Raw genomic sequence first — 12,430 nt, 5'->3', positions numbered from 1 at the left:
ATCCACGCTCAAATTTTAATAGACAGCAAGATCAGTAATTCATGACAGCATCTTCACTCAACTCTCGAGAAAAACGCGCAGCCGTTTCGTTGGCGAGCGTCTTTGCATTCCGTATGCTTGGCCTATTTATGCTGATGCCAGTATTGGCGATTTATGGTCAGCAATTAGAAGGGTTTTCGCCGCTTTGGATTGGCTTTGCTATTGGTGCTTATGGTTTAACGCAAGCCGTACTGCAAATCCCTATGGGTTGGTTGTCTGATAAAATTGGTCGTAAAAAAGTGATTATTGGTGGCCTTTGTGTGTTTGCACTTGGCTCTGTTATTGCTGCAACCGCTGAGTCTGTGCAAATGGTTACGCTTGGGCGTGCACTACAAGGCATGGGGGCGATTGCCAGTGCTTTATTGGCGCTTGCTTCTGATTTAAGCCGTGATGAACAACGTCCGAAAGTTATGGCCGTGATTGGTATGTGTATTGGTATGAGCTTTGCCGTTGCTATGCTACTAGGGCCAATTGTTGCTGCATCATGGGGGGTTGCTGGGGTATTTTGGCTTACCGCAGGACTGGCCATTTTAGGTATTTTAATAGTGTTGTTTTTGGTGCCAAATGCTGTCAATAAGGCGCCAAAAGGTGACACACTTGCTACCCTTGATGATATTAAGCAACTAATTAAACATCCACAATTAGCACGCCTTGATTTTGGTGTGATGCTGCTTCATCTTACATTAACTACCGTATTTGTAGCCTTACCAGGCCAGCTTATAAAAGATGGCTTAGTTGCAGACCACCATTGGTATTTATATATACCTGTACTGTTTTTAGCGTTTTTCTTGATGGCACCAATGATGATTGTGGCGATTCGTAAAGAAAAAGAAAAACAAGCCTTTATTGGCTCAATCGCACTGCTTGTTTTAAGCATGCTCGCTATGTCGTTATGGGTTGATTCGGTGATTGGCATCGGTATTTGTATGTTGGTTTACTTTATTGCTTTTAACTTTTTAGAAGCAACCATGCCAGCACTTGTTTCGCGTATTGCTCCTGCAAACCAGAAAGGTTCTGCGATGGGAGTATTTTCATCTACGCAGTTTTTTGGTGCCTTTTTAGGTGGTTTATTAGGGGGTTACGTTGCTCAAGCATTAAGTGCGCAAGCAGTGTTTGCGGCGGCGGCACTTGTTGGGGTAATATGGCTTATCCTTGCTTGGAATATGCAAGTCCCACCAAGAAGTAAAATAATTAGCTTAATGACTGAATTAAGTTCAGAGCAGCAGGCACAAGCGCTTGCTTCTCGTCTTGTTGCTTTACCGGGCGTAATTGAAGCAACGGTTGTCTGTGATGAAAATCGCAGCTATTTAAAGATTAATGATAAAGAATTTGACCTAGACCAAGCACGCAAAGTGGCTGGTTTAATCTAACGTTTTATAGGAGAAGTTCCATGGCACGCGGTGTGAACAAAGTTATCTTGGTTGGTAATTTAGGCCAAGATCCAGAAGTACGTTATATGCCTAATGGCAATGGCGTAGCGAATATCAGCATTGCTACGACAGATAGCTGGAAAGATAAAAACACAGGGCAAATGCAAGAGCGTACTGAATGGCACCGTGTCGTGTTATTTGGCAAACTAGCAGAAGTTGCTGGTGAGTACCTTCGTAAAGGTTCACAAGTGTACATTGAAGGTCGTTTACAAACGCGTAAATGGACTGACCAATCAGGCCAAGAAAAATACACTACAGAAATCGTGGTAGACATGGGCGGTCAAATGCAAATGTTAGGCGGTCGTGGTGAACAGCAAGGTGGAGGCTATCAAGGTGGTCAATCACAAGGCGGTTACCAAGGTGGTCAACAACAAGGTGGCGGTTACGGCGGTGGTGCACAGCAATCACAAAGCAATAATAGCTATGCTCCACAGCAACAGTCTGCGCCAGCACAGCAGCAACAGCGTCCACAACAGCAATCTGCACCACAACAACAAAGTAATAACCAATATGGTGGCGGTTATGGTCAGCAGCAAAGCAGCGCACCTCAACAAGGCGGTTTTGCTCCTAAGCCACAAAATGCACCACAAGGCGGCGCATCAAACCCAATGGAACCACCAATCGACTTTGATGACGATATCCCGTTCTAGACAAAGACAAAACTGTGTAATTAGTTTTTAAGAAGCCCTGCATTAGCGGGGCTTTTTTATGTGCGAAAGTTAATGCTTAATCTAAAAGCAAGTTGGTAGGCGGAATTGGCTATATTCAAAACCTGGTCTAAGTTTATAGAACCTTAATTCCACAACTTTATTGTTAACTATGCAACTTTTAAGGAAGATAAGTTTTCAACAGGCGCTTGCAGCGGTTATCGCTTTTGCTTTGGTTGTGATGTTTGCAGCGTCTTATACTGTGATCAATGAGTCGCTTGTTAGAAAAAGCACAGTTGAGAAAGATGCCGTATATATACGTGAAGCTTTAATGATTGATGAGATAGCTCACGAAACGGCTGTTGAACGAGGCTTAACGGCAGGCCTAATTGGCTCTGGCTATAGTCAAAATAAAGAGCGTGTTGCACAGCAGCGTGTAGTGGTCGATAAAGCATTTGATCAATTTGCCCGTTACACTCAGCAGCATAAGGTTTCATCAACACTATTCAATGCGGTATTAGCAAAACATAAGAAAATCACTGAGCTGAGAGAAAGTGTCGACAAGAAGCAAGGTAAACAAGCGTTTGTGGTCTATTCTGATTCAAACAAGTTTATGCTCGATGTTGCCAACAGGCGAGTCTCACAGGTCAAGCAAAGTGAGGCAATCGCTTCTGGTCTTGCAATAGTCGAAATGTCTTTATTGAAGGAAAGGCTTGGGCAAGTGCGAGGTAAAGTGAATGGTGTCTTATCTTCAAAATCGATTTCTGAGAGTAATCAAGTCTTAGTCAGTAGCTATTTTCACAATATTGAAGAGACCTTGTTTTTGCTTTCTTTAACACTTACAGGTGATGCTGATAAAAAATGGCTAGCAGAATTGACCAACTCACAAACTTATCAAGATGTAAAAAGCATTGTTGAAAAGCTTAATCAAGAAAGTGGTGAGCTATCTTTAAGCTATCCAACACCAGCAGATTGGTTTGCTCAGTCCACTGAGTTAATAGGTAAGGTCCGTAAGCATATTCTAAATAAGCAGCAAGCTTTAGAGTCGCTGATTGAGCAAAGTCGTAGTAGTGCAAATACTACTGTTTATGTCACGAGTGGCTTTGCCATTATTCTTATAGGTTTGTTCTTTGCTTTTGGGTTATTCGTTATTAAGTCGCTGGCGAGAAAAGTAACTAGGGTTAGAGATGTGATTAGCACTATCGCTACCAGCCATGATTTAGCGGTGAGAATTAACGATAATTCGAGTGATGAAATTGGTGCAATCTCCAGAAGCGTTGATGAGCTCGTCGATGCGCTTACCGATTTAATTAGGCAAGTTCAGCAAGCTAATAACACCAGTGAATCCAGTGTTCGGTCATTAATCACATTTGCTAAAGAGCTATCTGAGCGTGTTGAAAATATTAATTCAACGACCGCAACATTGCATGACAACTTCACTAGGCTATATAGCCAGATAGAGCAAATAGCAGTATCTGCAGAAGAAAGCTCAAAAAACACCATAAAGGCGAATGATCTATCTGCAAGTACTAAACAAATTATTGGTAGGAATAAAGCAAGTATTAGCTCGTTGTCAGAGTTAATACAGCAAGCCCATGAACAATCAGATGCCCTAAGTGCTAAAACAAGCAGTATTCAATCTGTACTCGATACGATTTCGAGCATTGCAGAGCAAACTAATTTACTTGCATTGAATGCGGCAATAGAAGCTGCTCGGGCAGGGGAGCAAGGCCGTGGCTTTGCTGTTGTAGCCGATGAGGTTCGTGGTTTAGCTACACGTAGCCAAGACTCTACATCTGAAATATCTTCAGTACTTGATGATATAAAACAGCAGGTTCAGCAGTTGCAGGTGTATATGGAAAATACCTCTGACTCAACGCAAATGGTCAGTGATAATAGTGAACAAGCGTTATCGAATATAGATACGTTAACAGCGAATATTGCTGATGTGAGTAGCCAAACAAATACGGTATCCGATGCAATTGAATCGCAAAGTCAGCTTGCTGAAGAAGCGAGCAAAGCAAGCGAAAATATCACTTCAAACATGCATGATGTTCAAAACGAGTTAGCGTTACTTGAGAAGTTAATTACAGATTTAGAAAATGCACAGCAAAAAACATCCGATGCCCTAAATGTGTTTAAAGTTGATTAGTAACTGCGTTGATTTTGAGGAAGCTTCAGCACTGCAAACTTTCTTACTACTCTTTAAGTAGCAGTTTGCCAGTTACAAAATAATTCTCATTAACTGTTTTTGCTAGGTGTTTAAAATTACAAAACTTTTGACAGCGCTGGTTCTAGGATATTTCTGATATTGCTTTAAATCGCCCTGCAGCCTTGTATTTATAGGGTTCTTGAACAACACTTTGTATATGTTTAAGCAACTAACCTGTGAAATGAAACGAGACTTAGCTTCACAAATAAAGCAACCGGTGGCCATCTATGTGGCGGCCGCTTTTTTGCTATTAGTTGTTTTTAATATTTTCTTAAGTGATGTGTTGCACGACAAAGTTCATCGCACCGGTACTGAGCTTGCCAAGCAAGTGTATGAGTTAAACCTCGACCCGATTGCCTCGCAAGATATTATTGCTACCTTAGTTAAAAGCCAAGGTTTTGCAATGAGTGCCAGTGATGTACCACATAACTTTGCAAACTTTATCGACTTAGAGCAAGAGGTGTTTAGCTATAAAACGGTTAACTTACGTTTATTTCATTGGCCTTCTTGGTTGGTCGAAAGTCACTTATTTATTTTCCTAAATTTAATATTGCTTGGCACTGGGTACTGGGGTTTCCGCTGGTGGAAAAAAATGTTCAAGCAATTAGCAATAGCAGAAAAACCGCTGAGCAAACCATTTGAACAATTAAACACCCAGGTTACAGCCAAGAAAGTTGCACCACCTAAACCTTTAGGTCATCAGGATTTAAATATTTTGTATGGTGTACCAACAAACTATAACCATTTGTTTGCGCTATTCTTTTGGAAGAACCCTTTCCCTGCTAACCTCGACGTTGATAATTACTTTAAGTTAGTTATAGCAAAAGGGTTTGGTGAACTTGTAAATCGCTCTGTTAAATTATTGCCATCGGGTGGTATTGCTGTGACCCTAAACAGTGTGCCTGCCACCGAAGTTGATAAATACACTAAGCGATTACATCAGGTTATTTATCAAGCTTGTTTAAATTATCGTAGTGACTTATCTCGCGCTGATATAAAAATTGGTGTGTGTAATTACCGCGCAGGGGCTGATCAGGCAGTGGTTTATCAGCTTACTAAATCAGCATTAGCACTGGCGAAACAAAGCGCTTGGCAGCATATTCATCGCTTACCCTTTGGTCATACGCAGTCAAGCATGCTCGCTGATAGTAAAGAACACCTATTTGAGTACATAAAGAAAAAACATTTCATGTTGTTTTTTCAGCCTTTGTTCGACTTACAAACAGGTGATATTTTACAGCATGAGGCGTTGATCCGTATTCGCCACAAGAGTTTAGGCTTGCTTGCAGCTCGGCATTTTATTCCTCACATGAGCAGTAAAAAAGATGTCTTGTTATTGGACCAAACTGTGATTTCTCAAGTGAAGAAAATGCTGCTGAACGAAACGGGCTCATTAACGGTGAGTATAAACTTACACGCAATGAACTGGTTTAATGACGAGTTTTGGCTGTGGTTTAAACAGCAAATGGAAGGGTTTAATAGCGCAGATAAACTGCAATTTGAACTAAGCGAAGATGATTATTTAAAACAGCATAAAAAGCTCAGTGCACAGTTTGAATGTTTAGAAAAACTTTCTGCAGGCATTGTTATTGATAATGTGCGTACTGCAGAGCACTTGGCAACGTATAAAGGCATCAAAAACGTATGCTGTATTAAGTTGGCTTTTGAGCTGATCCACAATATTGACACCAACACCCAACAGCAAAAAATGGTTAAGCAAATAATTACTAAAGGTACTGAGTTAAACTTTCCTGTTTATGCGGTTGGAGTAGAAACACAGAACGAACTTGCGACCTTAAAAAACCTAGGTGTCATTGCTGCTCAAGGTTTTTACTTTGCCGAGCCATTACAAAAGCTGGCGGATATTACGCCCTATAGTTAGTTAATGAGGCCACGGTACTTGAGGCCATCTAACCCTTGTAGCCCACCAGTATGAACTGCAATGATATGCGTTCCTTCACTAAAGTAACCTTGCTCTATTAATTGCCAAACGGCATAGAGCATTTTGCCGCTGTAGATTGGTTCAAGCGGGATTGCGTGTTGCTCACTAAAGGTTTGGCAAAATTGCCACAAGTCATCGCTAAACTTTCCGTAACCACCATCATGAAAGTCGCAAAGCAGCTGCCAGTTTTGTTGCTGATTTGCTTTATTACTTAGCTGCTTTATCTCATCAATTAAGTAGTGCGCTTGCTTCAGTACTGCGACACCTAACAGCTTTGTGTGTTGTGGTGCACCTTCGATTAAACCTGCCAGTGTGCCGCCACTACCAGTTGGGCAAACAATCACATCAGAGCTTGGTAGGCTTTGCGCTAATTCTTTACAGCCTAAAAGTGCGGCTGTGTTAGTGCCGCCTTCTGGCAATATGTAGGCATTCGGAAACTGCGCTTGTAACTGTGCTAAATACGTTTGGTCGTGCCTTAAGCGGTAAGTAATTCGATTTACTGGGTGTAAGCTCATACCGCATTGCTTTGCGTAGTTGAGTGTTGGATTTGCTTCGTCTAGCTCAGGGCCGCGAATAATACCGTGGGTTTTAAAGCCAAATAGTTTACCTGCAGTTGCCGTGGCATGAATATGATTTGAAAACGCGCCACCAAAAGTGAGTAGCTCAGATTTACCCTGTTGCTGCATAACATCTAAGTTAAACTTTAGCTTACGCCATTTGTTGCCACTAATTTGCGGATGAATAAGATCATCTCGCTTGATGCTCAACTGAATTTTACGTGCAGCTAATAAGGGGTGATGAATTGTTTGTACTGGTGATTCAAAAGAACTATTCACGGCATTAATTTTCGTAAAAAAACACGTCTTATTGTAGCAAAATCGTCTTACAGATAGAAATTAGTCAATTAAACTCAAATGATTTTGTTATTTACTGGCATCAACTAAGGTAATAGATGTAAACTCAGATAATAATTGAACAAAGCTTGTGTTTTGCCTTGCAAGTACATAGCATAAGAGTTTAATTATAAAAAATAATAATGACCAAATAATTGCCGCTTTTTGGGAATGGAATATATGCGAATTGCTCCTTTATCTCTGTTAATTTCAGTTAGTTTGCTAGCAACTAGTGCATTTGCACAAGATACTGCTACGGTAACTGGCATTGAATCAGAGATCAGTAAAAAACAAGCCGAATACGATAACTCGACCTTAATCCTCGAAAAACACCTAAAAGAAGAAAGTCAGTTACAAAAACAACTCGAATTATTGCGCGCCCGCTCAACTGAGCTAGATAAAGAAAAAAACCAAGCGCTAGATGCAATGAACGAGATGTACCGCCGACTTATTGATGACCCAACTCTTGATATCAGCAATGCGCAGTCGCGCTATCAAAAAGCTGTGGTTGATCACAAACAAAACAAAGATGATATTTCGATGCAATTGGCGGCAATTGCTTCACATAGAAAAGACATTGAGCAAATTCGTGTATCAAAGCACACCCAGTTAAACACCTTAGAAAGTTTAAAAGAGCAGTTAGCAACGGCACGTGTTGAGCGTTTACGTAATGAATTCACGCGTGAAGGCACATTAGAGGTTAATCACACGATTAACTGTAAGCGCACCGAAACACTTGCTGCCTGTGAACAACGTGGCCAACAAATGGGCTTACAAAAAGCCACTAAACGTTTTGTAGACCAGATTTTTGCTAACTTAACTGAAGAACGTTTAGTTGAGCCAAAACGTAACCTTGCTGGTGCACAAGTTAAGATTTTAAGTAGCCATGTCGTGAACAGCGCGTTCAGTGGTCAAGGTAACTACAACGTTAACCTAAGTGTGACGATGCGCGGTGATGTAAACAGCAGCCGTTTATGTAGCTTACTTAACTTAGATAATCGTTTTTGTGCTGACTATGGCACGCCACTGGCTGGTAACTTTCAGCCAAGCTACGGCACTACCTATTCAGATAGTCAGTTAACATTCAGTGACTCTCAGGATAATGGGCAGGTGGTATCGGTTTCACGTATGAGTGAGCAACCAGTAAGCGATTATTCTGTAAAAAAGCCAATAAAGGTTGAACCATTACCTGATCTAAAAAAATCTAAAATGGTTGAATTAACACTGCGTTCAAATGTTTATGACGACGAAGTGTTTATTGATGGTGTTAGCTATGGTGCAACTAGGTTAACGACATCATTACCAAAAGGTTTTCATGATATTGAAATTCGCAAACGTGGCTACAAAAGCTATAAAGCGCGAATTGATCTGCGTAAAGCACAAACCATTAATGCAAACCTAGTTAAAGTGCCAGAGCCTGTTGTTGCTGAAGTGACTGCTGCACCAGAGCAACCAGTAACAGCACCTGTTGCAAGTATTGTTAATAAAACCAGTTCTGCCAGCATTGTAGTTATTCCTGCTGGTAAATTTAAGATGGGTGACATTAACGGCAATGGTTTAGCGAATGAGCGCCCAGTGGTAGAAAAAACCATTGCTAACTCATTTGCAATGCAAAGCAAAGAAGTAAGCGTTGGCGAGTATGAGCAATTCGTTGCGAATACCGGCTATAAAACAGAAGCAGAAAAAGATCGCGGCTGTGCGTATTACTTAAATGGCGAACCAGTGTGGGAAGCAACCTTAAACTGGCGCAACCCAGGCTTTGATCAAGAAAGTGATTTTCCGGCGGTTTGTTTAACTTATAACGATGCCAAAGCATATGCAGATTGGTTGTCGGGTCAAACAGGTCAGCTATTTCGTTTACCAAACGAGGTTGAGTGGGAATACGCTGCACGTGCAGGTACAGAAACTGAATACCCTTGGGGTAACGAAATTGGTAAAAATTTAGCGAACTGTGGCTGGTGTGGTAGCGAATGGTCAAACAAGAGCGCAGCGCCAACAGGGTCGTTTTCTCCTAACGCATTTGGCCTATACGATACAGTAGGTAATGTGTGGGAATGGACAAACAAAAAGTCAGGACAGTCTGATGTGGCTGTTCGAGGCGGTGCATGGAATTTTGCTCCTAGCCTAGCACGCGTATCAACGCGCTTAATCTTAGCGCCAGATTTTCGTGCAAACTATATCGGTTTCCGTTTAGTACGCGAACGATAAGAATTTAAAAAGGAAGCAATGGATGCTTCCTTTTTTAGCATTTTAATTAAAGCAGTTGCGCTTTTTCATGATTAGCATGATAGAGTGAGAGCAGCTAGTATAAGAACGAATTTTCAAAGGTCATCCAGCCTCATGTTTAAAAAACTCCGTGGTATTTTTTCAAACGATCTATCGATCGACTTGGGTACAGCCAATACCCTAATTTATGTAAAAGAAGAAGGTATCGTATTAAACGAGCCTTCAGTTGTTGCTATTCGTCAAGAGCGTGCTGGTGGCCCTAAGAGTGTTGCATCTGTAGGTACTGAAGCTAAGCAAATGTTAGGTCGTACTCCGGGTAACATTAAAGCAATTCGTCCAATGAAAGACGGCGTTATTGCTGATTTCTACGTTACTGAAAAAATGCTGCAACACTTCATCAAGCAAGTGCATAACAACAACTTTATGCGCCCAAGCCCACGTGTTCTTATTTGTGTGCCTTGTGGTGCAACGCAAGTAGAAAAACGTGCTATTCGTGAGTCTGCTATGGGTGCTGGTGCTCGTGAAGTATATCTAATCGAAGAGCCAATGGCTGCGGCTATCGGTGCTGGCTTACCAGTGTCTGAAGCAACCGGTTCAATGGTTGTTGATATCGGTGGTGGTACAACTGAAGTTGCCATTATTTCATTAAATGGTGTGGTTTACTCTTCATCTGTACGCATTGGTGGTGACAAATTTGATGAAGCTATCATCAACTATGTACGTCGTAACTTCGGTAGCTTAATTGGTGAAGCGACAGCTGAAAACATCAAGCACCAAATCGGTTCTGCTTTCAAAACAGACGAGCCAATTGAAATTGAAGTACGTGGTCGTAACCTTGCTGAAGGTGTACCGCGTTCATTCACGCTTAACTCACACGAAATCTTAGAAGCACTGCAAGAGCCATTAATGGGTATTGTGAGCGCGGTAATGGTTGCATTAGAGCAATCTCCACCAGAGCTTGCGTCTGATATCTCTGCACACGGTATGGTATTAACCGGTGGTGGTGCATTATTAAAAGACCTAGACCGTTTATTAATGGAAGAAACCGGTATTCCAGTTGTGGTTGCTGATGATCCATTAACCTGTGTTGCACGTGGCGGCGGTAAGGCACTAGAAATGATTGATATGCACGGTGGTGACGTATTTAGCTACGACTAATGAAGTTACTTTTTGGTCGTACCATCTCTTTGCAACTGCGACTTTTTGTCGCAGTGCTTTTGAGTGTCGTGCTGATCGTGGGCGATCGCTACACTCAAGGTGGTACAACAATCCGCACCAGCCTAAACACTTTAGTTAGCCCACTTATTTACCTTGCCAACTTGCCCTATGAGTTATTTAGTATTGGCGCAAAGAACCTTCATACCCGCGAACAGCTTTTAACCGAAAACGAAGCACTTAAAAAGAAGCAGTTACTACAAAGCGAACAACTACAACAACTGTCATTTTTATCTCGTGAAAACGATAAGTTACGCGCTTTACTCGGTTCATCGGCTAAGCAATCAAACCGTAAGATTATTGCACAAGTTCTCTCTGTTCATTCAAACCCGTATAGCCACCAAGTGGTTATTAACCGTGGTACAACGGATGGCTTAAGCGAAGGCCAAGCTGTGATTGACGAAATGGGGGTAGTAGGGCAAATCACTCAAGTGGGTTCAACTACCTCGCGTGTACTGTTGATGACAGATACAACTCATGCTACACCTGTACGTATTTTACGTAACGATGTGCGTACCGTGGTTGAGGGTATTGGCAAAATCAACGTGGTAAAACTTTCGCATGTACCGCATAGCCTTGATGTTCGCATTGGCGATATCTTGGTTACGTCAGGCCTTGGTGGCACTTTCCCAGAGGGATATCCGGTTGCAGTGGTGACCGAAATTAACCGTGATGAAGGGCGTCCTTTTGCGCAGGTTTATGCTGAGCCAATTGCGCAACTTGACCGTATTCGCTTATTGGTTGTGCTGTGGCGTAATCAGCAGGAGAGCATCAGCAATGAATAGTCGTCACTTTTTGCTGATTGCTATCAGTATCTTCTTTGCATTGGTAATGGCATTAATGCCGTTACCAATTTCGTTTGAACCATACCGCCCAGACTGGGTGTTAATGGTATTAATGTATTGGTCGTTAGCGGTGCCACACCGTTTAAATATTGGCACAGCTTGGGTGGTTGGTTTATTAATAGACCTTGCATCAGGCTCGCCACTTGGTGTGAACTCACTGACTTACTCGGTGTGTATATTTATCACAGCTAGTAATTTCCAAAAAATTAGAAACTTTTCTTTATGGCAGCAAAGCATTTTAATTGCTTTGTTTTTAACGCTTTACCACCTCATGCAATTTTGGCTTAACCACTTTTTAATGGGCGTTTATTTTAGCCCGCATTATATGTGGCCAGTACTAACCGGCATGCTTTGTTGGTGGTGGATATTCTTAATTTTGCGTAAATATCGCCGTCATTTCAGGATTAGATAATGCAAACCGCAATTTATTTGGCGTCTGCATCACCGCGCCGAAAAGAGTTGCTCAGCCAACTTGGCGTTGAGTTTTCTCAATTTAGCGTTGATGCAGATGAAAGCCAATTCCCAAACGAAGCCCCGCGCGACTATGTAGAGCGTCTTGCCAGACTCAAGGCGCAATCGGGCGTTGCTATGGGTTACACTGACCGCCCAGTACTTGGCAGCGATACCGTGGTTGTCATTGATGATACCGCACTTGGTAAGCCGCTAGACCAAGCTGATTTTACCGCTACCATGAAGCGCTTATCTGGCCGTACCCATCAAGTGATGACGGCTGTGGCAATTGCTGATAGTGAGCAAGTAAAAAGCTGCCTTGTTGTCACCGATGTTACATTTAAACCGCTCAGCGATGCTGAAATTGATGCTTATTGGCATAGTGGTGAGCCGCAAGATAAAGCCGGTGGTTATGGCATTCAAGGCTTAGGTGGCCGCTTTGTTAGTCACCTTTCGGGTAGCTATTTTGCGGTTGTCGGCTTACCTTTATATGAGACAGAGCAGTTATTAAACGAATTTTTAAGAGGGTAA

At 42.0% G+C, this 12,430-nt stretch carries 10 protein-coding genes; 9 read left to right on the top strand and 1 reads right to left on the bottom strand.

The genetic code is table 11. The annotated features are described in order from the left end of the window. Nucleotides 1-41: 41 nt before the first annotated feature. The 4 genes from AADY36_RS14500 (at nucleotide 42) to AADY36_RS14485 (ending at nucleotide 6,210) form a co-directional block, all read left to right on the top strand. Complete coding sequence (locus tag AADY36_RS14500; RefSeq protein ID WP_054552792.1) at nucleotides 42-1,409, top strand: MFS transporter; 1,368 nt, start codon at nucleotides 42-44, stop codon at nucleotides 1,407-1,409. A gap of 20 nt (nucleotides 1,410-1,429) precedes the next feature. Further along, the gene (ssb, locus tag AADY36_RS14495; RefSeq protein ID WP_054563349.1) at nucleotides 1,430-2,119 is read left to right on the top strand and encodes a single-stranded DNA-binding protein; all 690 of its coding nucleotides are present in this window, start codon (nucleotides 1,430-1,432) and stop codon (nucleotides 2,117-2,119) included. Between the two features lie 169 nt (nucleotides 2,120-2,288). Then, on the top strand, nucleotides 2,289-4,268 hold the full coding sequence (locus AADY36_RS14490; RefSeq protein ID WP_342409120.1) for a methyl-accepting chemotaxis protein: 1,980 nt from the start codon (nucleotides 2,289-2,291) through the stop codon (nucleotides 4,266-4,268). 217 nt (nucleotides 4,269-4,485) lie between these two features. After that, entirely contained in the window at nucleotides 4,486-6,210 is a 1,725-nt protein-coding gene (locus AADY36_RS14485; protein ID WP_055197559.1) for an EAL domain-containing protein, read from the top strand. Here AADY36_RS14485 and AADY36_RS14480 read toward each other — a convergent pair. After that, nucleotides 6,207-7,106 (bottom strand): 1-aminocyclopropane-1-carboxylate deaminase/D-cysteine desulfhydrase, encoded by a 900-nt coding sequence (locus tag AADY36_RS14480; protein WP_239963399.1) that lies wholly within the window; start codon nucleotides 7,104-7,106, stop codon nucleotides 6,207-6,209. The two genes, AADY36_RS14485 and AADY36_RS14480, sit on opposite strands and share 4 nt — an antisense overlap. A gap of 237 nt (nucleotides 7,107-7,343) precedes the next feature. Here AADY36_RS14480 and AADY36_RS14475 point away from each other — a divergent pair, with 237 nt between their 5' ends. The 5 genes from AADY36_RS14475 to AADY36_RS14455 all read left to right on the top strand — a co-directional run bounded on the left by AADY36_RS14475 (nucleotide 7,344) and on the right by AADY36_RS14455 (nucleotide 12,430). Further along, a complete protein-coding gene (locus AADY36_RS14475) occupies nucleotides 7,344-9,371 on the top strand; it encodes an SUMF1/EgtB/PvdO family nonheme iron enzyme (RefSeq protein ID WP_287204481.1) in 2,028 nt (675 codons plus the stop codon). 132 nt (nucleotides 9,372-9,503) lie between these two features. After that, complete coding sequence (locus AADY36_RS14470) at nucleotides 9,504-10,547, top strand: rod shape-determining protein (RefSeq protein ID WP_054552787.1); 1,044 nt, start codon at nucleotides 9,504-9,506, stop codon at nucleotides 10,545-10,547. Beyond that, entirely contained in the window at nucleotides 10,547-11,389 is an 843-nt protein-coding gene (gene mreC, locus AADY36_RS14465) for a rod shape-determining protein MreC (protein ID WP_054563354.1), read from the top strand. The genes AADY36_RS14470 and mreC overlap by 1 nt, the downstream gene beginning before the upstream one ends. Further along, on the top strand, nucleotides 11,382-11,861 hold the full coding sequence (gene mreD, locus AADY36_RS14460) for a rod shape-determining protein MreD (protein ID WP_054563355.1): 480 nt from the start codon (nucleotides 11,382-11,384) through the stop codon (nucleotides 11,859-11,861). The genes mreC and mreD overlap by 8 nt, the downstream gene beginning before the upstream one ends. Beyond that, nucleotides 11,861-12,430 (top strand): Maf family protein, encoded by a 570-nt coding sequence (locus AADY36_RS14455; protein ID WP_054563356.1) that lies wholly within the window; start codon nucleotides 11,861-11,863, stop codon nucleotides 12,428-12,430. The genes mreD and AADY36_RS14455 overlap by 1 nt, the downstream gene beginning before the upstream one ends.

The organism is Pseudoalteromonas sp. D15MCD-2, from assembly GCF_038562745.1.
In the GTDB taxonomy this organism is placed as follows: Bacteria; Pseudomonadota; Gammaproteobacteria; order Enterobacterales; family Alteromonadaceae; genus Pseudoalteromonas.
The sequence above is the reverse complement of the archived record's forward strand: the minus strand, read 5'-3'. Positions and strand labels throughout refer to the sequence as shown.

Bases quoted from the DNA above. Each gene is read 5' to 3' on its own strand.
- AADY36_RS14500 (WP_054552792.1), top strand. From the start codon at position 42: ATGACAGCATCTTCACTCAACTCTCGAGAAAAACGCGCAGCCGTTTCG.
- ssb (WP_054563349.1), top strand. From the start codon at position 1,430: ATGGCACGCGGTGTGAACAAAGTTATCTTGGTTGGTAATTTAGGCCAA.
- AADY36_RS14490 (WP_342409120.1), top strand. From the start codon at position 2,289: ATGCAACTTTTAAGGAAGATAAGTTTTCAACAGGCGCTTGCAGCGGTT.
- AADY36_RS14485 (WP_055197559.1), top strand. From the start codon at position 4,486: ATGTTTAAGCAACTAACCTGTGAAATGAAACGAGACTTAGCTTCACAA.
- AADY36_RS14475 (WP_287204481.1), top strand. From the start codon at position 7,344: ATGCGAATTGCTCCTTTATCTCTGTTAATTTCAGTTAGTTTGCTAGCA.
- AADY36_RS14470 (WP_054552787.1), top strand. From the start codon at position 9,504: ATGTTTAAAAAACTCCGTGGTATTTTTTCAAACGATCTATCGATCGAC.
- mreC (WP_054563354.1), top strand. From the start codon at position 10,547: ATGAAGTTACTTTTTGGTCGTACCATCTCTTTGCAACTGCGACTTTTT.
- mreD (WP_054563355.1), top strand. From the start codon at position 11,382: ATGAATAGTCGTCACTTTTTGCTGATTGCTATCAGTATCTTCTTTGCA.
- AADY36_RS14455 (WP_054563356.1), top strand. From the start codon at position 11,861: ATGCAAACCGCAATTTATTTGGCGTCTGCATCACCGCGCCGAAAAGAG.